The sequence below is a fragment of the Marinitoga okinawensis genome, from assembly GCF_055387075.1.
Genome location: NZ_AP042422.1, coordinates 439,677 through 460,149 on the forward strand (window position 1 = coordinate 439,677; position 20,473 = coordinate 460,149).

Below are 20,473 nucleotides of genomic sequence, written 5' to 3' on the forward strand. Positions count from 1 at the left end.
ATATGTTTGCTAAAGATCTTACAATGAATATTATACCAAAAGCATTAGATGCTATTGAAGCAAGGCAAAAAATTTATTCACATAATATAGCTAATTATAACACACCTGGTTATAAAAGAAAAGATGTAGTTTTTGAAGATATATTAAAAAAAGCTTTAGGAGATTCTGATGAAATAAAGTTAAAAACAGATAATGAAAAACATTTAAAAAATATCCCTTCAATTAATGAAATTAATTATAAAGTGGTTGATGATAATTCCAGGTCAGCAAGAGAAGATGGAAATAATGTTGATATTGACGTTGAAATGGTGAAAATGATGGAAAATACATTACAATATAATGCTTTGACAAGATTAATTAACTATAGATTATCAGATTATAAAACAGTAATAGGAGGAATTAGATAATGAATTTAAGTGCTTTTAAGATAATGGATATAGCTGCTAGTGGTATGACAGCAGAAAGATTTAGATCAGAAGTTATATCTAATAACCTTGCAAATGCTAATACAACAAGAACGGAAAATGGTGGACCATATAGAAGAAAGGTAGTTACATTTAAAGAAGTTTTGAATAAACAATACTCAAATGAGGATAAAGAAATTGCTGGAGTAAAAGTGGATAAACTTGAAGAGGATAAAAGTCCATTTAGATTAGTTTATGATCCTTCTCATCCAGATGCAGACAAAAATGGTTATGTGAAATATCCAAATGTTAATCCTTTAAGAGAAATGGTCGATTTAATAACTGCACAAAGAGCATATGAAGCTAATGTCGCATCAGTTAATTCAGCGAAAACGATGTTTAATTCTGCCTTATCTATAGGTCGTGGAGCATAGGAGGTGTAATTAGGTGATAGAAAAAATACCAGGAGTATCAGGAATAAATGGAATTAATAATATAGCAAGGACGCAAAAGAATAATAAAACATCATCAAAGAACCTTAATTTTGCGGATATTTTAAGGAACGCGCTTGATGATGTAAATAAAACCCAAAAGATTTCTCAACAGATGAGTGCTGATTATGCAGCAGGAAAAATTGATAACATTCATAACGTTATTATTTCTGCAGAAAAAGCCTCATTATCATTAAAATTAACAACAGAAGTTACAAACAAGATAGTTTCTGCGTATAAAGAAATTATGAGAATGCAAATTTAAAGTGAGGTAAGAGCATGGAAAAAATAATTAAAGCGGTAGAAGATTTTTTTGAAAGAAATCCAGATGCAAACTTTGAAGATCTGGAATTGTTTTTATATGACAATTTTGATAAAAAAGATATTGAAGAATATATGCAATTATTAGGCGAAACAATATTAAGTGCAGAATCAGGCTTAAGAGATCCAGTTAACGCTTTTTTGGATAATGAACCAGAAGTTAAAATAATAGAAGATCCATCCGAAGATCTATTAAAAAAACTGGATGTTGAAAAATGGTCTATCTGGGAAAAAGAAGCGTCAGAATTTGATTGGTATTATGATGATACAGAAGTATGTTATATATTAGAAGGAAAAGTAACTGTTCATACCAAAAATGGAGAATATAAAATAAAAAAAGGTGACTTAGTAAAATTTAAAAAAGGGTTAAGTTGTAAATGGGAAATAGAAGAAGACATAAAAAAATATTATAATTTTGGAATTGAAATTTAGGACCCAAATCTATGGGTCCTTTATTTTATTGTTAAAATTCTGTTATACATTATTATAAGTATAGAGTTATAATTAATATGACATAATATATCATAATTGAAGACAAGGAGGCAAAAAGATGGAAATAGAATTAAAAAATACTTTAGGAATGCAATTTGTTTCTAAGACACCTTCAGGACATGAGGTAATAATTGATGCTTCACCAGAAGTTGGAGGGGCAAATAGTGGTCCTCGTGCATTAGAATTATTTCTATTGGGTATAGGAGGTTGTACAGGAATAGATGTTGCAATGATTTTAAAGAAAATGAAAGTAGAATATAAAGATTTGAGAGTAAAATTAGAAACAGAACGAAATGAAGAACATCCAAGATATTTTAAAAAAATAAATGTGAAATATATATTTAAAGGTAAAGATTTACCAATGGAAAAGTTAGAAAGAGCAGTAAAATTATCTCAAGAAAAATACTGTTCTGCTTCTGCAACAGTAAAAGGGATGGCAGAAGTTACATACGAAATTATAGTTGAGGAGGAATAATATGGCTGATAAGAAAGTTCAATTTAATTTACCCAATCAAGATGAATTAAAAAACATTAAACACATCATAATGGTAATGAGTGGTAAAGGTGGAGTTGGAAAATCTACAATAGCAGTAAATTTAGCAGTTGCTTTATCATTAGAAGGAAGAAAGGTTGGATTAATGGATATTGATATGCATGGCCCTAATGTTATGAGAATGTTAGGGGGTACAGAAAAAGACCATCCATATCAGGTTGGCGAAAAAATAGTTCCACCAGAAGTGAATGGTATAAAGGTAATTTCCGTGTCACAATTTGTACCAGAAAGTGGAAAACCTATAGTTTGGAGAGGCCCAATAAAAACGGGGACAATTAAGCAATTCTTTAATGAAATTGAATGGGGAGATTTAGATTATATGGTTATAGATGCACCTCCGGGTACAGGAGATGAACCATTAACAGTAATGCAAATGTTAAAAAGATTTGACGGCGCAGTAATTGTTACAACACCTTCTGAAGTTTCAAAAGATGATGTAGAAAGAGCAATCAACTTTTTTAAAGTTATGAATAAAAAAGTATTGGGATTAGTTGAAAATATGGCATATTTTGAATGTCCAAATTGTCATACGAAGCATTATATTTTTGGTAAAAATGGAGCAAAATCATTAGCAGAAAAATATGAATTACCAATTTTGGCAGAAATACCAATTAGTGAAGAAATTAGAACTAATATGGATTCAGGAAAACCTGCAGCGTATTTTGGAAAACCAGAACATGTAGCTCCATATGTTCAATTAGCAAAAAGAGTTATTAATGAAGTTGAAAAGGATGATAAAGAATGAGCAAGTTAAAGACTATAACAATGGAATGGACAGGAAACTCTCTTGTTTTAGTTGATCAAAGATACTTACCTTTAGAAGAAACATATGTAGAATGTAAAAATTATAAGGAAGTTGCAGTTGCTATAAAAGACATGATAGTTAGAGGTGCTCCAGCTATTGGTGCATCAGCAGCTTTCGGATATGTTTTAGGCGTAAAAGAATTTATAAACACAGAAAATTTTGATGAAAAAATGAAAGAAGTTAAGGAAACATTAGCAAATACAAGACCAACAGCAGTAAATCTTTTCTGGGCATTAGACAGGATGGAGAAAAGGTTAAATGAAATAAAAAATGAAGAAAATTTAATAGAATTAATCGAAAAAGAAGCTTTAGATATAGCATATGAAGATATTGAAGCAAACAAGGCAATGGGGAGATTTGGCGGCGAATTATTAAATGATGGAGATACAGTGCTAACTCATTGCAATGCAGGTGCTTTAGCGACAGTAGATTATGGAACTGCATTAGGAGTTATAAGAGGAGCAAGAGAATTAGGTAAGGACATAAAAGTGTATGCAGATGAAACAAGACCATATTTACAAGGAGCAAGACTCACAGTTTGGGAATTGTATAAAGATGGTTTTGATGTTACGTTGATTTCAGATAATATGGCTGGTTGGGTAATGAAACAAGGAAAAATAAATGCTGTAGTAGTTGGTGCAGATAGAATTGCTGCAAATGGTGATGTTGCTAATAAAATAGGCACCTATTCTGTAGCATTATTGGCAAAAGAGCATGGAATTCCTTTTTATGTTGCAGCGCCATTATCAACAATAGATTTAAACACACCTACTGGAAATGAAATCCCGATTGAAGAAAGATCACATAAAGAAGTTAGATATTGTCATAAATCAAAAATGGTTCCAGAAGAAATAAAAGTATATAATCCAGCATTTGATGTAACCCCAAACGAATTGGTAACGGCAATTATTACAGAAAAAGGTGTAGTAAGGCCACCATATTCAGAAAATCTAAAAAAATTATTTGAAAAATAATATTATAATTATAAAAAGCACGAGAGGATATTTGCTCTCGTGCTTTTTATATATCATTAATTTTAATGTAATTTAATGGTGCAATAAATATTTATAAAATTCAAATATCAATATAATATGTTGAATTTCATGTGAAAATGTGATAAAATTAAAGTGAATACATTACCCCTTCCGAGCCTTTTTACCTAAAGCTTATGCCAAGGTAAAAGGCCAATGGGTATAACTGGAAACGGTTATGCCTCCCGTGTTTGGAAAGGAAGGAAAAATTATAAGGAGGGGTAAAAAGTGTCGTTTAACGGAAAGGTATTAAGAGTAAATCTTACAGAAAAAAGTATTAAGGTAGAAGAGTTACCTAAAGATGCAGAGCTTTATTTAGGTGGTAGAGGTCTTGCAACAAAAATGTTTTATGATGAGGTTGGTCCTAAAGTAGATCCATTTTCTCCAGAGAATAAGCTATTTATGGCAACAGGACCTTTATCAGGGACAGCAGCTCCTACTGGTGGAAGGTATATGGTTGTAACAAAAGGTCCATTGACTGGAACTATAGCTTCAAGTAATTCAGGAGGTTATTTTGGAGCTGAATTGAAGTTTGCAGGGTATGATATCGTTATTTTCGAAGGAAAGGCCGATAAACCAGTATATTTATCAATAAAGGATGATCATGTTGAATTGAAGGATGCATCTCATTTATGGGGAAAGGATGTTTTTGAAACCACAGATATGTTATTAGAGGAATTTGGTGATCCCAAAGCAAGAGTTGCTTGTATAGGACCTGCGGGGGAAAAGCTCTCATTAATGGCAGCTATTATGAATGATAAACATAGAGCTGCAGGAAGAACAGGTGTTGGGGCAGTAATGGGTAGTAAAAACCTAAAAGCTGTAGTTGTAAGAGGTTCTAAAAGACCTCAAGTAAAAGATCCAGCTAAATTTATGGAAACAGTAAAAGAAAAAATAAAGAAATTAAAAGAAAATGGAATTACAGGTGAAGGATTACCTAAATTAGGAACTAAGGTTTTAGATAATATTATTAATCAAAATGGATTATATCCAACAAAAAATTTCCAAGATTCTGTATTTGAATTAACCGATGAAGTTTCAGGAGAAGCATTGGTAGAAAAAGGATATTTGGTAAAGAATATGCCATGTTTCGGTTGTCCTATAGCTTGTGGAAGAAGAGTAACTTTACCTAATGGTATAGAAACAGAAGGACCAGAATATGAAACAGGTTGGGCATTTGGCGCAGATTGTGGAGTATCAGATTTAATAGCTATAGTAGAAGCTAACCATTTATGTAATAAATATGGTCTTGATACTATTTCTACAGGTTCTACAATTGCTGCAGCAATGGAAATGTATGAAAAAGGGATTTTAAAGAAAGAAGAGATAGGAAATGGCCCTGAATTAAAATTTGGTAGTTCAGAAGCTATTGTATATTATACAAAATTAATAGGATTAAGAGAAGGAATTGGAGATAAATTAGCAGATGGTTCATATAGATTAGCTGAAAAATATGGTCATGTAGAATTATCTATGACAGTTAAAAAGCAAGAAATACCAGCTTATGATCCTCGTGGCGCTCAAGGTCATGGTCTTGAATATGCAACAAGTAATAGAGGTGGATGTCATGTTAGAGGATATATGATTTCTCCAGAAATTTTAGGTGCTCCAGAAAAAATAGATCCTCAAGCTTTGGAAGGTAAAGCAGAATGGGTAAAAACATTCCAAGATTTAACAGCTGTTATTGATTCTGCAGGTTTATGTTTATTTACATCATTCGCATTAGGTTTAGATGATTATAAAGATCTTATTAATGCAGCATTAGGTTGGAATTTATCTTCCGAAGAAACATTAAAAATTGGTGAAAGAATTTGGAATTTAGAAAGAAAGTTTAATTTAGAAGCAGGAATAGATCCATCGCAAGATACATTACCAAAGAGATTATTGGAAGAACCAGTTAAAGAAGGCCCAAATAAAGGTCAAGTAGTTCATCTTGATGTATTATTACCAAAATATTATGAAGTAAGAGGGTGGAGTAAAGAGGGTATTCCTACAGAAGAAAAACTTAAGGAGTTAAATATTTTATGAAAATAGAAGTAAAATTTTTTGCTACCCTGAGATTATATCTCGGGGTAGCTTCAGTTAATATTGAATTTAAAAATCCAATAACCGTAAAAGAGTTGATAGACTATTTAGTTAATAAATTTAATGATGTAAAAATAAGAGACTATCTTTTAGAAAATGGAAAGATACGAGTTGGAACTATGATATTAATAAATGGGAAAAATATTATTCATTTAAATGGTTTAGAAACAAAAATAGAAGAAGGTATAATATCTATCTTTCCTCCAGCAGGTGGTGGATAATATGGAAAAATACACAAGACATATGAATTTATATAAGGAATTTGAAAAAATCAGGAATTCTAAGATATTAGTTGCTGGTGCAGGAGGATTAGGCAGCAATGCTTTAGAACATCTTGTAAGATTGGGAGTGGGTGAAATTTATATATATGATGATGGAATATTAGATATGCCTGATCTAAATAGACAAATATTATATACCCCTGAAGATTTAGGGAAAGAAAAGGTTTTTGTAGCTAAAGAAAAATTGCAAGAAATAAATCCTGATGTTGAAGTTCATATTCATAATGAAAGAATAACAGAAAGTACAAAGTTGCCAAATGTTGATATCATTATAGATTGTTTGGATAATTTTGGAAGTAGGAAAATTTTAGATAGAAAAATACACGAAAAAAATATTCCTCTGATTCATGGTGGGGTAGAGAGGTTTTATGGACAGGTGACTGATATTATCCCTGGTAAAACAAAGACATTGAGAGATATTTTAGGTGATGTAAAAGACACAGATGAAATAAAATATGTTACACCTTATGCAGTTTCTGTTATTGCTTCAATTCAAGTGAGTGAAGCAATGAAGCTGATCTGTGGTGATTACGATAATGCACTGATAAATAAATTATTAATTGTAGATCTTTATTTTAATAGTTTTGATATTATAGAATTAAAATAATAGGTGATTGTCATCACCTATTATCTATCTTGCACAATCTCCACCTAAATTTTTAATTTTTTCGATGGCATGTGGAATAGCTGGCAATAATACATTAAGATTTTCTTTTACTGCTCTTGGACTTCCAGGAAGATTTACAATTAATGTGTTATTTGCAACACCAACAACAGCTCTTGATAGCATTCCGTGAGGAGTATGTTTTAAAGCTTCAATAATCATAGCTATTTCCATTCCATATATTCTTCTTTCTATAACTTCTAATGTTGCTTCTGGTGTAACATCTCTTGGTGTTAATCCTGTTCCGCCAGTGGTTAATATAATATCTATATCCTTTTTTACTAAATCCTTTAATTCGTTTACGATTAAATCTTTTTCATCAGGTAATATTTTATATCCTGCTAATTCACCGTTAATAGTAGTCATAATTTCCTGTATAACTTTACCACTTAAATCTTCTCTTTCGCCTTTTGATCCTTTATCGCTTAATGTTAATACAAAATACTTCATTGATTATCACCTCTTTTAAAATGGCCGCTTTTACCGCCTGATTTTTCAAGAAGATATATTTCAGTAATTTCCATTCCTCTATCTATAGCTTTACACATATCGTATATTGTTAATGCCGCAATATTTACAGCTGTTAAGGCTTCCATTTCTATACCGGTTTTTGATTCTGTTTTTGCCATTGAAAAAATTTCTATATTATCTTCATTTATTTTAAAATCAATATCTATTTTTGAAATAAAAATATTATGGCACATTGGGATAAGTTCAGATGTTTTTTTTGCACCCATAATACCAGCAATTTTAGCAGTGGTTAATACATTACCTTTTATAATTTTTCCTGAAACAATAGCATTAAGGGTTTCTTTTTTCATTTTTATTTTTCCATGAGCTTTTGCAATTCTTAAAGTAATATCTTTTTTAGAAACGTCAACCATTTTTACATTTCCATTTTCATCTAAATGTGTGAATTCCATTTTATCCCCCCATTTTATGCATAGGTGTTTTTTTCTTTAATTCATTCAAATAATGTTTTTGAGGTTTTTCTAATACAGCCATTTTAATTTTTTCTTTTAATAAGTTTTCATTATCTATAACATTTTTTATTGAAATATGATAATCAAATGCAAGGCATGGATATATATCTCCATTAGCAGCTATTCTTATTTTATTGCATGAAGAACAGAAATTATGTGTCATAGCAGAAATGAATCCAATGTAAGAATTTAATTCTTTAATAATATAATATTTTGAAGGACCAACACCGAAATTTTTATTATATGGGATTAATGAATACTTTTCTTCAATTTTTGATTTTAAGGTATCTTCGCTTATAAAGTCATCTTCATTATAATTATTGCCAATAGGCATTAATTCTATGAATCTTATGGGTAATTTATGTTTTGCTGAAAATTCAATTAATTCAAAAACTTCATTAAAATTTCTTTTTTGAATTACAGTATTTAATTTTACATTTAAACCAGTCTCTAAGGATTTCTCTAATCCATTAAGGACATTATTAAGGTCATCTCTTTTCGTGATTTTTGCGAATGTATCTCTATTTAATGAGTCTAAGCTAAAATTAACGTTTTTCAACCCATTTTTCTTTAAATCTTTAGCTAATAAGTACATTAAAGAACCGTTTGTCGTAATACTAAACTCACCAAAATAATTTTGTATTATCTTAGATATATCAATTATATCAGGCCTTAATGTAGGTTCTCCGCCTGTTAATCTAATATTTTTAAATTCTAAATCCTTTAACACTTTTACTAATTTTTCTATTTCGTTTAAAGAAAGTAGTTCAATTTCTTTCATGAACTCAGCGTCTTCATTCATACAATAATTACATCTAAAATTACATTTGTCAGTAATGGATAATCTTACATAATTAATTTTTCTATTATATTTATCTATCATAAAATTACCTCGATTCTGTATATTTCCAAATATTTTGAATAATTCTAATAATAACAAAAATAATCATAGACATAATAAATATTAAAGCTGTTATAGCTAAAGCTTGTTTGAGTCCATAACCTTGAAATTTATCATATGTAAGAACAGATAAAGTCATAGGATAATAAGCTAAAATGGCAACAGCTCCAAATTCAGAAATACCTCTGGCCCACATTAATAATGCTCCAGTTATAATATCGTGCTTTATCATTGGAAGAGTTACGAAAAAAAAAGCCTTAAAAGGTGTAGCGCCTAAAGAACGAGCAACTTTCTCATATCTAATATCAACCTTTCTAACTCCTTCTTTTACGGCGTTTACAAATATGCTAAAACTTAAAAAACCCATTGCAGCAACTACTCCCCAGAATGTTTGAACAAAGGATATATTCAATAAAGAAGCACCTTTTCCTATTAATGAAGAACGACCTAATGTCATTAATAAGGCTATACCAGCAGCAGTATGTGGTATTGTTTGAGGTATATCAACAATTGCTTCAAATAAGCTTTTAAATGGAAATTTATATCTGGTTACTGCATAAGCAAAAGGAATACCAAAAATTATAGCGATTAAAGTTGAAACAAATGCTGCTAAAAATGTGGTTTTTACGGCATTAAGAAATTCAACTGTTTTGAAAATTTCATATAATAATTTGTAGTCTACATTCAAAAACACGGTGATAAAAGGTAAAGAAATGAATATGATAAATAATAGACTAATAGTTATAATTAATTTCTTGAACATTATTTTTTTTCTCCTCTGTTAAGTGTCTGTTTTTAATTTTGAAAACTCTGCAATTATTTATTATTTCATTTTTATCATGGGTAACATGAATGGTAGTTAAATTATATTCTATATTCAATTCATGTAATAATTTTAAAATATCACTTTTTGTATCTTGATCTACAGCAGATAATGGTTCATCAAGAAGAAGAATATTTGGTTTTATTACAAGTGCTCTTGCTAATGCAATGCGTTGCTTTTCCCCACCAGAAAGATTTTGGATCTTTCTATTCAACAAGTGAGATATATTTAATTTTTCGACAATATAGTTTAGAAAAGATATATCTTTTATTTTTTTCATTTTTAAACCAAATTCAATATTCTTTTTTACTGTTAGATGAGGAAATAAATGATAATTTTGATACATAAATCCAACATTTCTTTTTTCTGGAGGTAATTGAGTAACATCTATGTTATTAAAGAATATTTTTCCTGAAACTGGAGAAATAAAACCAGCTATACTTTCTAATAATAAGGTCTTTCCTGCTCCAGTTGGGCCTATAATATATATATATTCTCCTGAGGTTATTTTTAAGTCATTTATATATAAACTAAAATTTTCGATGTTTATGGATAAGTTTTTAATATATAAATCCAAATCAATACCCCCATAATTTTTTTAATTCAGATGGAAGATTTTTAGGATTATCAACATTTACAAACAAATTCATGCCTTTTTCTTTAAAAATTTTTTGACCTTTTTCAGAATACATAAATTTAATGAAGTTTATAGCATCTTTTTTATTATTAGCATTTTCTGGTATAGTAAAGCTATAATTAATAGATTTTCCGTATATTCTTGTTTTTTTACCGCTCTTACCAGGAACTTCTACAAATGCCTTTTTATAATTTTCCTCAAATTTTACAGATGATAAATTTATTTCTTCAGGTAATTCTATATAATTTAGATCATGTTGAAAAGCCTCAGATTTGTATAAAAAAGCATAATCCATTTCATTTGCTTCTAAATAAGCAATTAAATCTATAGATTTTTTTAATATCATTCTATTCTTAGAATTTAAAAATTTCTCATATAGTCCATTTAGATTATAATATTTTTCTGCTAATTGCATTGTTATTAATGTTCTATAGCCACATGGATCTAAATCTGGATTTGAGTAGCCAAAGATTACATTTTTATCAAAAATAATCTTATACCAATTATCTTTGTTTATTTTTTTTCTGTATTTTGAATTATCTGTATAAGCTAATACCATGCTGTTATTCGAAAAAATTACATTGAAATTCGAATATTTTGGATATAAAAAATTTGGAATTATTATATAATCTGCAACAAAAGCTAGATCTGCAATTTGACCCAATTCTGTAATTTTTCTTGCTACGACAAGACTGCCAGAACTCATTAATTGAACTTCAACAACAGGATTAACTTTTTCGAATTCTACAGCTATGGTTTTTAGCACATTGGTTAAAGAACCAGCATGAAAAATAATCAATTTTTTAGAAAATGAAATTATAGTTAAAATAACGAATAAGAAAGTTATAATTTTTTTCATCTTTCAAATTCCTCCACAAAATCATTGGTATAAAATATTACTTCATCTCCAACATTTATTTTTCCACCTTTTAAAACTTTTAAAAATATTCCTTCCAGAGGCATTACACATTTTCCAATTGTTTGAGAAATTGCACATGATGTATGGCATTCTTTTCCGATTTGAGTTATTTCTAATAAAGTATCTCCTATTTTTACTTTTGTACCTATAGGAAGTTTATAAATATCACCATTTTTTACAGTAATGTTTTCTGCAAAATCGCCATATTTTAATTCATAACCATATTTTCTCATTTTTTCAATACTATCTTCTGAAAGCATAGAAACCTGTCTATGCCAATTTCCAGCATGAGCATCACCTATAATTCCCCAATTTTCCTTTAGAGTTGCATCTTTAATAGGTTCTTTAGTAATTCCTTTTTTTCTTGAAATATTAATGGACACAACATAGGTAGTAATCATATTTTTTCCTCCAGGAAAAAGAAAACTTCGTCGCCTATATTTATCTTTCCGCCTTTTGAAACTTTTAAAAATATTCCTTCTTCTGGAGTTATACATTTACCCGTTAACCTTCTAACGAGATTATCTTCTTCACATTCCTTACCAATTTGAGTAATTTCTAACTCAGTATCGTTTATTTTTACTTTTGTGCCAATTGGCAAAGTATGTATTATTACATCTTTTATAATGATATTAGCTGCAAAATCACCATAACTTAATGTTTTTAATTTTTCTTTATCCACTTTTTCTATACTTTTTGTTGAAAGCATAGAAACCTGTCTATGCCAATTTCCAGCATGAGCATCACCTATGATTCCCCAATTTTCTTTTAATATAACACTTGATACTTCATTTTTCCTAGTTCCTCTTTTTTCTGAAATATTTAAAGAAACGATATAACTTTTTATGAAACTCCCCCCTTTTGAAAATTTAAAATTGATAAAAAAACTCCTACTTATCAAAAAAGATTATATCACTTTTTATTTTTTTTACAAAACCTGTTATTATTATTTCTCGAGTATTAATTTAAAAATAACCTTCATTTTTTTGTTATTTTGTTGTATAATTTAAATTAGCTAACCTAACAGGGAGGGATAGTATTGAAAAGAAGATTTTATTTAAATAAAAAGGATTTAGAAGAGGCTGTGGAAATATATTTTAATGAATTAAGAGAATATTTTTTAAAAGATGAAATAGAATATATAAAAACAAGGGAAGGTATTAATAGAATTACAGCTTTGCCAATAATAGCGAACGAAAATGTACCATCATACAATAGTAGTGCGATGGATGGAATAGCGGTTATAAGTAAAAGAACATATGGTGCAAATGAATCTAATCCTATTGTTTTAGAAAAAGGAAAAGATTTTGAATATATAAATACAGGATATCCCATAAATAATCCATATAATAGTGTTATAATGATTGAAAATATAGAAATAATAGATAATGAACATATTCAAATAAGAAGCAGTGTTTATCCTTACAAAGATGTAAGAAAAGTGGGAGAGGATATTTGTAAAGGTGAAATGGTATTTCCCAGATATCATACATTAACTTCATCTGATATTTCATTTTTAATGATGGCAAAGGTTTTTGAAATTCCTGTTGTTAAGAAAATGAAAATATTATTAATACCAACAGGTAATGAAATAGTTAAACCAGAAAAATTAACAGAAGAGTTTCAAATACCAGAAACCAATTCTTTAATGATAAAAAATTATTTAGAACAATTTAATGCTATAGTTGATATAAATGAAATTCTCCCTGATGATATAAATATAATAAAAAATACCATTGCTGAAAAAATAAAAGAATATGATTTGATTCTTTTAAATGCTGGGTCATCAGCAGGATCAAAAGACTTTACATATCATGCAATAAATGAATTAGGGAAAGTTATTATTCATGGAATAAACATAAAACCTGGAAAGCCTGCTGTTTTAGGTATTGTAAATGAAAAACCAGTTATAGGGTTACCTGGATTTCCAGTATCTTGTAATATCATTATGGAGGATATAGTTAAACCATTAATTTTAAATAAAACAAAATATGAAATATATTATGATAATGAAATTATTGAAGGTATTTCTGCAAAAAGAATACATTCTTCAATTACAGAGAAAGAATATTTAAGAGTAGGTGTTGGAAAAGTAGGAGAAAATTATGTGGCCATTCCTTTAAAAAGAGGTGCTGCTAATATTTCAGCTATTTCTAAACAAGACGGAATTGTTTATATAGAAAAAGGTATTGAAGTAATTGAAGATGGTGAAGAAGTATCTATACATTTAAAAAGAAATAAAAAATTAATTGATAATAATATCCTGATTATAGGTAGTCATGATTTGTTATTGGATTTACTTGCGGATTTTATAAAAAAATATGATAAGAATATCAATATTGTATCTGCAAATGTAGGTAGTCTTGGAGGGATTTTATCAATAGCGAAAGGATATTCACATTTGGCTGGTATGCATTTGCTTGATCCGGAAACTGGAGAATATAATATTTCATATATAAAAGAATATATGGATGATTTTAAATTAATGAATTTATCATATAGAGAACAAGGATTTATAGTGCAAAAAGGTAATCCCAAAAAAATTAAAGATTTTGAAGATTTGACAAAAGATGGAATAAGATATATTAATAGACAAAAAACAGCTGGAACAAGAATATTGTTAGATTATAATATTAATAAAAAAGGAATATCTCCAAGAGAAATACATGGTTATTCAGATGAAGAATATTCTCATGTTAATTTGGCTTTAAAGATCAAAAAAGATATGGCTGATGTTGGGTTAGGAATAAGGGCAGCAGCTAATATTTATGATCTTGATTTTGTTCCAGTAGCGTTAGAAAGGTATGATTTGTTGATTCAGGATAGTTTCTTGAATGATAAAAGATTTGAATTAATTATGAATATTATAACTTCTAATGAATTTAAAAAAGAAGCAAAAAAATTAGGTGGATACATTTTAAATGATAGTGGAAAAATATGGGAGGTTGTAAAATGAAAAAGAGATTTCAGGTATTCGTTCCAAGACAGGAAATATATGAAAACTTTATTGATAAATTAGATATCAGAACAGAAATAGTGGAAATAAAAACAGAAAATTCCTTTGGATATGCATCTGCAGAAGATATATTTTCGCCAGAAAATTTACCAGGATTTGATAAATCTACAGTTGATGGATATGCTGTATATGCAGAAGATACATTTGGTTCTAGTGATGGAAATCCTGCATTTTTAAAGATTGTAGGTGAAGTGTTTATGGGGGAGGAGTATAGTGGTGAAATAAAATCTGGTGAATGTGTAAAAATACCGACAGGAGGTATGTTGCCAAAAGGTGCAAATGCTGTAGTTATGGTTGAAAATACTAAAGAATTTGGTAAAAGAGTGGAAATATATAAATCAGTTGCTCCAGGAGAAAATATTTTATCCAAAGATGAGGATATAAAAAAAGATAGCATAGTTTTAAACAAAGGAGAAAGTATTAATATAGGACATATTCATAATTTAATGAGTTTGGGTATAACATCTATAAAAGTATATAAAAAACCGACAATTTGCATTGTGCCAACAGGAGATGAAGTGGTAGAACCAACAGAACAAAGAGTAAAAACACAAATTAGAGATGGGAATTCATATACATTGATGGCATGGTTAAAAAATTTTGGTTATGAAGTAAAAAGATTTAGATTAGTGAAAGATGATCCAAAAGAATTTAAAGAAGGAGTTAAATGGGGATTGGAAAATGGTGATATAGTAGTTATTTCTGGAGGAAGTTCTTTAGGTGCAAGAGATTATTCTTTATCAACTATAGAACATTTTGGAGAGGTATTATATAACGGAGTACAGGTTAAACCAGGAAAACCTGTAATTTTTGGGAAAACTAAGGAAAAGGTAATATTAGGCTTACCAGGTAATCCAACCTCTTTTATTGTAAGTTCATTTTTGTTTTTATTTCCTACTCTGAAGAAATTGTCTGGCCATAATTTATTTAAACCAGAACCCGATTATTATGTAAGGATTACAACTAATGTCCCAACTGCTCAGGGTAGAGAGAGGTTTATTTTTGTAAAATTAGAAAAAGGTAAATATGAAATTTTAGCTCATCCAATTTTAGGTGAATCTGGTATAGCTTCACCATTTAGAATGGCAGATGGGATAGTGAGAATACCCTTAGGAAAAGAAGGGTTGTATAAAGACGAATTGTGTGAATTTTATTTATGGAGATGATAATATTATGAAAGAGTATATTTTTAAAATGAATGCTGGAGAATTAATTTTAAAACCACAAAAAGATTTAAAAAAAGTGTATATGGAATTATCTTCAAGATGTAATCTTGATTGTCCTATGTGTTTTAAAAATACATTTACTGATCCAGAAGGTTTTATGTCAAAAGAAACTTTTGATAAGGTTATAAAAGATTTAAAAGAATTTCCAGAAGTTGAACATATAATTTTTGGTGGTATTGGTGAATGCACAATGAATCCACATTTCCTTGATATGATTAGAAAAGTGAAAAATGAAGGATATATGATAACCATTACTTCTAATGGTTATATGTTATCAGATCTTTTGATAATGCAATTGATAGATTTAAAAGTTGATGAATTAGTTGTTTCTGTAGAGACAGGTGATGTGGGACATCCCAGTTTTAAATATGTTGAAAAATTATTAAAGAAAATATCAAAATTAAAAGAAAAAAGGAATACTGGTAAGCCCGCTTTATCAATAGAAACAGTTTTAACAAAGAAGAATTATGAGGATTTTGGAAATATAGTGAAATCATTATTGCCATATGGTATAAGAAAAGTTGTTATCTCCAACCTTTTACCAGTATATGAACATTTTCTTGGACTCGAATTATATAGTGAAGATAGTAAAGAAAAAGATGTTGAATTAAGAAAATTAATATCAAATGCTGTAACAGCAAAAGTTAGTGCTGTAATACCGAATTTTAAATTAAAAACGGAGAGACATTGTAATTTTATTGAAAAAAATGCAACAGTTATTAAATGGGATGGAGAAGTTGTTCCATGTTATAGATTTTTACACGATGGAATTGAATATGTTTATGGTCAAAAGAAAGAAATAAAATCCCATTCATTTGGAAATATAAATAAATTCTCATTGTCTGAAATATGGACTTCAAAAGATTATTCTTGGTTTAGATATAAAGTTAAGAATTCTCTATTTCCTTCTTGTACAGATTGTGATTTAAAAGATGGATGTCAGTTTATTGAAACTACTGCACAAGATTGTTGGGGGAATGAACCATCTTGTGCAGATTGTCTCTGGTGGAGAAATATAATAATGTGCCCTTAAAAGAAAAAAGAAGCTTATTGCTTCTTTTTTCTTTTGTTTTGATACATTATTTCATCGGCTTTTGAAATAATGGAATCCACTGTTTCTTTATGATCATATTCAATAAAACCAAAGCTTACACTATAATTAATCTTTTCTTTTTTACTAATTTCTATAAGATCATTTGTAATATTTTCTTCAATACGTTTTGCATCTTTTAAATTGCAGTTATAAAGAGCAATAAAAAATTCATCACCACCATATCTTGCTACAATATCGGATTTTCTTGTATTATTTTTTATAACATTTGAAATGATTTGAAGAGCTTTATCGCCTGCAGCATGTCCGTATTTGTCATTTATTGTTTTTAAATTATCAACATCAATAAATCCAATAGTAATAGGAGTATTTTCTCTTTTAGATAGTAATACTAATTCTTCCATAAAATGGAATCCTGCTCTTCTATTAAAAGCTTTTGTTAAAGAATCATAGTATGCGAAATTCCTCAATTTTTTTTCGTTTTCTTTTAATTCAGTAATATCTCTACTGATTAAAGCGGCTCCAATAATTTCAGCTTTGTCATTGAAAATAGGATAATAATTATTACTTACCCAATATGTAGATCCATCTAATCTTTTTATAGGTTTTTCAACAATAAAATTTTTTCCTTTATTTAAAGAAAGTTTAAATTCTTCAAAAAATCTATCTTCTCCTTTGAATATGTCTTTTAGATTATCTCCTTCTTTTAAATCTTTGCAAAAATCTCTTTTGGTCCAATGTTTAAAAATAGAATTTGCTAATATGACATTTAATCCTTTGTCAACGTATATAATTCCATCTTTGCTGTTTTCTATTATTGATTTTAATAATTTTTCAGAATTCGCTAATTTTTCTTTTGTTTTGCTTAGTTTCTTAGTATATTCATTTAATGAATTAAATAGATTTTCAATTTCTTTTTTTTGTTTTTTTGATAATTCAATTTGAGTTCTCAATTCAGCTGTTCTTTTTTTAATCAATCTCTCCATAAACCATATAATAAAAATAAATAAAACAAAAGCAATTATAGATATTATAAGTAATAAAATTACCCAAGAAGGTATTTTTTCTCTATGAATATATTTATTAATTGTTTGGTAGTATATTGATTTTGGATCATCTTTTAATGTTTTTAAATCATTATCTATTTTTGATATTAAGTTTTTTAAATTTTGATTATGGTATACGAGATAAACATTTATTAAGTAGAAAGAAATAGGCGTTTCTAAAACATTATATTTTCTATATAATGCCATTCCAGCAAATCTGCTAACGACACCACTTTCAATTTCTTTTTTTGAAAGAGCATCAAATATTTCTTTATAATCATTATATTCTATAAACTTAATATTAAGATCAAAATCATCATTAATTTTTTTAATTCCTTTATCACCTATGTAAAAAATATCTTTTTTTAATACACCGACTTTTTTATTTTTTAAATCAAAAAAAGTATTAATTTTTTCATTCTTTTGTGAATAAATTTTTCCATAATTAGTATAAAATGGAATTTTATTATAATAAAAAATATCACCTCTTTCTTTTGTGTAGCCAACCCCTAAAACAATATCTAATAAGTCATTTTCCAATGAATCAAGTGTTTCGTAAAAAGGTAAATACATATATTTAATTTCTATATTTTCTTTTTTAGCAATGTAATTAAAAACATCAGGTAATATACCTTTTATTTTTCCTCCTTCTGCATAAGATAAAGGAGGGTTTTCATATACCCCAATTTTTAAAGTGATGCCAAAATATGATATTGAAATAAAACCCATTATCAATATAATTAATAATTTTTTCATTACTTTATCACCTTGAATGATAGTTTTTTATTAATTTCTCCATTTTTATTGAATTTTATTGTTTTAAAGCCTAAATTAAATTCATTATTTAATATATAGTTTTTGATTTTTTTGGAATTATATCCAACTTTTTTATAAGCAATATAAATAACTTTAAGGGCATCATTAATTGTATATGCATATATATTTGGATTTTTACTATATTCAGAAAAAAACTCTTTTTTAAAATTTGAATCATCAGAAAAATAAGCAGGGAAGATCATATTGCTTTTGGAATCTATTAGATTTATTAAATGTTCATCATATATCCATGGAAATACCATAATATTAATATCTTTATTTATTTTTTTTAAGAAATTTATTATTAATGCTGTTTTATTCAATGAATTTACCATAATATAAGCATATTTTTCGTTATTATAATAAAGTTTTATTTTTTCAATTGAATTTAGATCATCACTTAAGGGGATTAAGTTAATATTTCCATGATAAAATCTTCTAAAATTTTCAAAAGAATTATTTACATATATAGGATTTTCGAAACCTTTTATAACAAGAATATTTGAAGTTTTTGAATTTAAAAAATCTGCAATTTGTTTTTGTTCATTCTCATTAGTAATATTTGTTCTAATAAAATAATCATCTGATGCAGTATATAAATCTGAAGTGATAGATACGCCAATTCCTAAGATTTTGTCTTTTTTTAATAAAGGATATATTTGTTTAAAGGATGTTGAATCTGTAGCAAATATTATTATTCTTATACCTTTATTTTTTAGTTTATTATATGCTTTTAATGAATTTTTAGGGTTGCCTTTTGCATCTTCATAATAAAATTTAATATTTGTAAAACTATTTTTTTTCAAAAATAAACTTGTTGTATTGATTATGTCCTGCATTGTAAAAGTTTCATCGCCGGAAAAATTAGCAATTATTCCAATTTTTAATGTTTGACTTTTGAAAAACAAAAATATCGAAAATAATATAATTATCAAAATTAAAGAGAACATATAAATTTTCCTCATAAAAATCCCCCAAACATAAGAATAATAATACTCTATTATACTATAAAAATAAAATTTTATTATTTATTTTGTAATAAAAAATTTTTTTGTTATGTTTACAAAAAAATCTTTTATTTGATTGTTGTATATAGTTATTAAATATTCATCATTTTTTTCTCGTGCTCTGTAAGTTAAATTATAACTTCCTAGCAATATACCATTTTCATTGATTAAAACTTTTAAATGCATATTTCTATATTTATTTATTATCTTATAATCTATACCTTTTAAATATTTAAGATTAGAATAATTCGTAATATTCCATTTATCTGCTATTATCTTTATTTCAATATTTCTTGAGGATAATTTTTCTAAATCATACAATATTCTTCCATCAGTGAAAGAGAAGGAAAAAATGTATAAAAATTTTTTAGATGAATTGATAAAATTGTCAATTTCATTATATATATTTTCTGATGGTCCAGTAACAAATTTGATTTTTCTTAAATCATGAGATTTTACCTCTTTATCTATAATTCTTTTTTTATTACCAAAATTCCCATTTTTAAAGTTTTGAAACTCTTTTAAAAATAAATTAACTATATTCATATCTTCTGAATATATAAAAACATTTAAATCCTCAAAAATACTACCTGATGTAAAATTACCTGTTCCAAATAAAACACTTTTATTGTCAAAAATAATAAATTTTTCGTGTAAATATCCATCATAATTTTTATCAGGTAATATATTACTACTTTCAAAATTCATCATATCATACTCAATAAATCCAGTTGTTTTATTATTATCAAGTATATCTATAAAAGGTTTATCTATACTTAAAGAAACAAATTTTATATTATTGGATATTAAACTTTTATCTTTTATGAAATTATATAATTCATATGATGGAGTTAAGAAAATTTTATAAGAAAAAGAAATTGAAAATATTAAAATATAAATTATAAATACTAATTTTTTCAT

General features: G+C 27.5%; 24 protein-coding genes and 1 riboswitch. Of the genes, 13 read left to right on the forward strand and 11 right to left on the reverse strand.

Annotation, left to right across the window (positions count from 1 at the left end; genetic code table 11):
* Positions 1–2: 2 nt before the first annotated feature.
* From flgB to ACZ5CK_RS02100, 10 genes are all read left to right on the forward strand, one after another.
* Positions 3–407, forward strand: a complete 405-nt coding sequence (gene flgB / locus ACZ5CK_RS02055) for a flagellar basal body rod protein FlgB (RefSeq protein ID WP_464582249.1) — start codon at positions 3–5, stop codon at positions 405–407.
* Complete coding sequence (gene flgC / locus ACZ5CK_RS02060) at positions 407–838, forward strand: flagellar basal body rod protein FlgC (protein WP_464582250.1); 432 nt, start codon at positions 407–409, stop codon at positions 836–838. Before flgB ends, flgC begins: the two co-directional genes overlap by 1 nt.
* Before the next feature lie 13 nt (positions 839–851).
* Positions 852–1,160: a flagellar hook-basal body complex protein FliE gene (gene fliE, locus ACZ5CK_RS02065; RefSeq protein WP_464582251.1), complete on the forward strand. Its 309-nt coding sequence runs from the start codon at positions 852–854 to the stop codon at positions 1,158–1,160.
* Positions 1,161–1,357: 197 nt separating this feature from the next.
* Positions 1,358–1,648 (forward strand): cupin domain-containing protein, encoded by a 291-nt coding sequence (locus ACZ5CK_RS02070; protein WP_464582937.1) that lies wholly within the window; start codon positions 1,358–1,360, stop codon positions 1,646–1,648.
* Between the two features lie 118 nt (positions 1,649–1,766).
* Entirely contained in the window at positions 1,767–2,183 is a 417-nt protein-coding gene (locus ACZ5CK_RS02075) for an OsmC family protein (RefSeq protein ID WP_464582252.1), read from the forward strand.
* Between the two features lies 1 nt (position 2,184).
* Entirely contained in the window at positions 2,185–3,006 is an 822-nt protein-coding gene (locus tag ACZ5CK_RS02080) for an Mrp/NBP35 family ATP-binding protein (protein ID WP_464582253.1), read from the forward strand.
* The gene (gene mtnA / locus ACZ5CK_RS02085; RefSeq protein WP_464582254.1) at positions 3,003–4,040 is read left to right on the forward strand and encodes an S-methyl-5-thioribose-1-phosphate isomerase; all 1,038 of its coding nucleotides are present in this window, start codon (positions 3,003–3,005) and stop codon (positions 4,038–4,040) included. The genes ACZ5CK_RS02080 and mtnA overlap by 4 nt, the downstream gene beginning before the upstream one ends.
* Before the next feature lie 157 nt (positions 4,041–4,197).
* A riboswitch (molybdenum cofactor riboswitch) is annotated at positions 4,198–4,315 on the forward strand.
* Between the two features lie 10 nt (positions 4,316–4,325).
* Entirely contained in the window at positions 4,326–6,125 is a 1,800-nt protein-coding gene (locus tag ACZ5CK_RS02090; protein WP_464582256.1) for an aldehyde ferredoxin oxidoreductase family protein, read from the forward strand.
* Entirely contained in the window at positions 6,122–6,403 is a 282-nt protein-coding gene (locus ACZ5CK_RS02095; RefSeq protein ID WP_464582257.1) for a MoaD/ThiS family protein, read from the forward strand. Before ACZ5CK_RS02090 ends, ACZ5CK_RS02095 begins: the two co-directional genes overlap by 4 nt.
* A 1-nt stretch (position 6,404) precedes the next feature.
* Positions 6,405–7,070 carry a HesA/MoeB/ThiF family protein gene (locus ACZ5CK_RS02100; protein WP_464582258.1) on the forward strand — a complete coding sequence of 222 codons (666 nt, stop codon included), beginning with the start codon at positions 6,405–6,407 and terminating at the stop codon, positions 7,068–7,070.
* Between the two features lie 24 nt (positions 7,071–7,094).
* Here the strand turns inward: ACZ5CK_RS02100 and ACZ5CK_RS02105 are convergent, their stop codons facing one another.
* Genes ACZ5CK_RS02105 through ACZ5CK_RS02140 form a run of 8 tightly spaced genes read right to left on the reverse strand, consistent with a single transcriptional unit; the run spans position 7,095 to position 12,291 of the window.
* Complete coding sequence (locus ACZ5CK_RS02105) at positions 7,095–7,577, reverse strand: MogA/MoaB family molybdenum cofactor biosynthesis protein (RefSeq protein WP_464582259.1); 483 nt, start codon at positions 7,575–7,577, stop codon at positions 7,095–7,097.
* A complete protein-coding gene (moaC, locus tag ACZ5CK_RS02110) occupies positions 7,574–8,050 on the reverse strand; it encodes a cyclic pyranopterin monophosphate synthase MoaC (RefSeq protein ID WP_464582260.1) in 477 nt (158 codons plus the stop codon). Before moaC ends, ACZ5CK_RS02105 begins: the two co-directional genes overlap by 4 nt.
* Before the next feature lies 1 nt (position 8,051).
* Positions 8,052–8,993, reverse strand: a complete 942-nt coding sequence (gene moaA, locus ACZ5CK_RS02115) for a GTP 3',8-cyclase MoaA (RefSeq protein WP_464582261.1) — start codon at positions 8,991–8,993, stop codon at positions 8,052–8,054.
* 4 nt (positions 8,994–8,997) lie between these two features.
* Positions 8,998–9,774: an ABC transporter permease subunit gene (locus ACZ5CK_RS02120; RefSeq protein WP_464582263.1), complete on the reverse strand. Its 777-nt coding sequence runs from the start codon at positions 9,772–9,774 to the stop codon at positions 8,998–9,000.
* Positions 9,746–10,411, reverse strand: coding sequence for an ATP-binding cassette domain-containing protein (locus ACZ5CK_RS02125; RefSeq protein WP_464582264.1), 666 nt, complete (start codon positions 10,409–10,411; stop codon positions 9,746–9,748). Before ACZ5CK_RS02125 ends, ACZ5CK_RS02120 begins: the two co-directional genes overlap by 29 nt.
* A 1-nt stretch (position 10,412) precedes the next feature.
* Positions 10,413–11,330, reverse strand: coding sequence for an extracellular solute-binding protein (locus ACZ5CK_RS02130; protein ID WP_464582265.1), 918 nt, complete (start codon positions 11,328–11,330; stop codon positions 10,413–10,415).
* Positions 11,327–11,791: an MOSC domain-containing protein gene (locus ACZ5CK_RS02135; RefSeq protein WP_464582266.1), complete on the reverse strand. Its 465-nt coding sequence runs from the start codon at positions 11,789–11,791 to the stop codon at positions 11,327–11,329. Before ACZ5CK_RS02135 ends, ACZ5CK_RS02130 begins: the two co-directional genes overlap by 4 nt.
* Positions 11,788–12,291 (reverse strand): MOSC domain-containing protein, encoded by a 504-nt coding sequence (locus ACZ5CK_RS02140; protein ID WP_464582267.1) that lies wholly within the window; start codon positions 12,289–12,291, stop codon positions 11,788–11,790. Before ACZ5CK_RS02140 ends, ACZ5CK_RS02135 begins: the two co-directional genes overlap by 4 nt.
* 138 nt (positions 12,292–12,429) lie before the next feature.
* Between ACZ5CK_RS02140 and ACZ5CK_RS02145 the strand changes: the two genes are divergently transcribed.
* From ACZ5CK_RS02145 to ACZ5CK_RS02155, 3 genes are read left to right on the forward strand one after another with little or no spacing between them, the layout of a single operon-like run.
* Positions 12,430–14,346, forward strand: a complete 1,917-nt coding sequence (locus tag ACZ5CK_RS02145) for a molybdopterin biosynthesis protein (RefSeq protein WP_464582268.1) — start codon at positions 12,430–12,432, stop codon at positions 14,344–14,346.
* The gene (locus tag ACZ5CK_RS02150; protein WP_464582269.1) at positions 14,343–15,572 is read left to right on the forward strand and encodes a molybdopterin molybdotransferase MoeA; all 1,230 of its coding nucleotides are present in this window, start codon (positions 14,343–14,345) and stop codon (positions 15,570–15,572) included. Before ACZ5CK_RS02145 ends, ACZ5CK_RS02150 begins: the two co-directional genes overlap by 4 nt.
* 7 nt (positions 15,573–15,579) lie before the next feature.
* Positions 15,580–16,665, forward strand: a complete 1,086-nt coding sequence (locus ACZ5CK_RS02155) for a tungsten cofactor oxidoreductase radical SAM maturase (RefSeq protein ID WP_464582271.1) — start codon at positions 15,580–15,582, stop codon at positions 16,663–16,665.
* 14 nt (positions 16,666–16,679) lie between these two features.
* Here ACZ5CK_RS02155 and ACZ5CK_RS02160 read toward each other — a convergent pair whose 3' ends face one another.
* The 3 genes from ACZ5CK_RS02160 to ACZ5CK_RS02170 form a co-directional block, all read right to left on the reverse strand.
* Positions 16,680–18,485, reverse strand: a complete 1,806-nt coding sequence (locus tag ACZ5CK_RS02160; protein ID WP_464582272.1) for a diguanylate cyclase — start codon at positions 18,483–18,485, stop codon at positions 16,680–16,682.
* Positions 18,485–19,510, reverse strand: coding sequence for a type 1 periplasmic-binding domain-containing protein (locus ACZ5CK_RS02165; protein WP_464582273.1), 1,026 nt, complete (start codon positions 19,508–19,510; stop codon positions 18,485–18,487). The genes ACZ5CK_RS02160 and ACZ5CK_RS02165 overlap by 1 nt, the downstream gene beginning before the upstream one ends.
* Before the next feature lie 63 nt (positions 19,511–19,573).
* Complete coding sequence (locus ACZ5CK_RS02170) at positions 19,574–20,473, reverse strand: phospholipase D-like domain-containing protein (protein ID WP_464582274.1); 900 nt, start codon at positions 20,471–20,473, stop codon at positions 19,574–19,576.

Excerpts from the sequence above, each read along its gene's own strand:
- ACZ5CK_RS02100 (WP_464582258.1), top strand. The coding sequence starts at position 6,405 with ATGGAAAAATACACAAGACATATGAATTTATATAAGGAATTTGAAAAA.
- ACZ5CK_RS02135 (WP_464582266.1), bottom strand. The coding sequence starts at position 11,791 with ATGATTACTACCTATGTTGTGTCCATTAATATTTCAAGAAAAAAAGGA.
- moaC (WP_464582260.1), bottom strand. The coding sequence starts at position 8,050 with ATGGAATTCACACATTTAGATGAAAATGGAAATGTAAAAATGGTTGAC.
- flgC (WP_464582250.1), top strand. The coding sequence starts at position 407 with ATGAATTTAAGTGCTTTTAAGATAATGGATATAGCTGCTAGTGGTATG.
- ACZ5CK_RS02105 (WP_464582259.1), bottom strand. The coding sequence starts at position 7,577 with ATGAAGTATTTTGTATTAACATTAAGCGATAAAGGATCAAAAGGCGAA.
- flgB (WP_464582249.1), top strand. The coding sequence starts at position 3 with ATGTTTGCTAAAGATCTTACAATGAATATTATACCAAAAGCATTAGAT.
- ACZ5CK_RS02155 (WP_464582271.1), top strand. The coding sequence starts at position 15,580 with ATGAAAGAGTATATTTTTAAAATGAATGCTGGAGAATTAATTTTAAAA.
- mtnA (WP_464582254.1), top strand. The coding sequence starts at position 3,003 with ATGAGCAAGTTAAAGACTATAACAATGGAATGGACAGGAAACTCTCTT.
- ACZ5CK_RS02095 (WP_464582257.1), top strand. The coding sequence starts at position 6,122 with ATGAAAATAGAAGTAAAATTTTTTGCTACCCTGAGATTATATCTCGGG.
- ACZ5CK_RS02080 (WP_464582253.1), top strand. The coding sequence starts at position 2,185 with ATGGCTGATAAGAAAGTTCAATTTAATTTACCCAATCAAGATGAATTA.
- ACZ5CK_RS02160 (WP_464582272.1), bottom strand. The coding sequence starts at position 18,485 with ATGAAAAAATTATTAATTATATTGATAATGGGTTTTATTTCAATATCA.
- ACZ5CK_RS02165 (WP_464582273.1), bottom strand. The coding sequence starts at position 19,510 with ATGAGGAAAATTTATATGTTCTCTTTAATTTTGATAATTATATTATTT.
- ACZ5CK_RS02170 (WP_464582274.1), bottom strand. The coding sequence starts at position 20,473 with ATGAAAAAATTAGTATTTATAATTTATATTTTAATATTTTCAATTTCT.
- ACZ5CK_RS02130 (WP_464582265.1), bottom strand. The coding sequence starts at position 11,330 with ATGAAAAAAATTATAACTTTCTTATTCGTTATTTTAACTATAATTTCA.
- ACZ5CK_RS02075 (WP_464582252.1), top strand. The coding sequence starts at position 1,767 with ATGGAAATAGAATTAAAAAATACTTTAGGAATGCAATTTGTTTCTAAG.
- ACZ5CK_RS02120 (WP_464582263.1), bottom strand. The coding sequence starts at position 9,774 with ATGTTCAAGAAATTAATTATAACTATTAGTCTATTATTTATCATATTC.
- moaA (WP_464582261.1), bottom strand. The coding sequence starts at position 8,993 with ATGATAGATAAATATAATAGAAAAATTAATTATGTAAGATTATCCATT.
- ACZ5CK_RS02150 (WP_464582269.1), top strand. The coding sequence starts at position 14,343 with ATGAAAAAGAGATTTCAGGTATTCGTTCCAAGACAGGAAATATATGAA.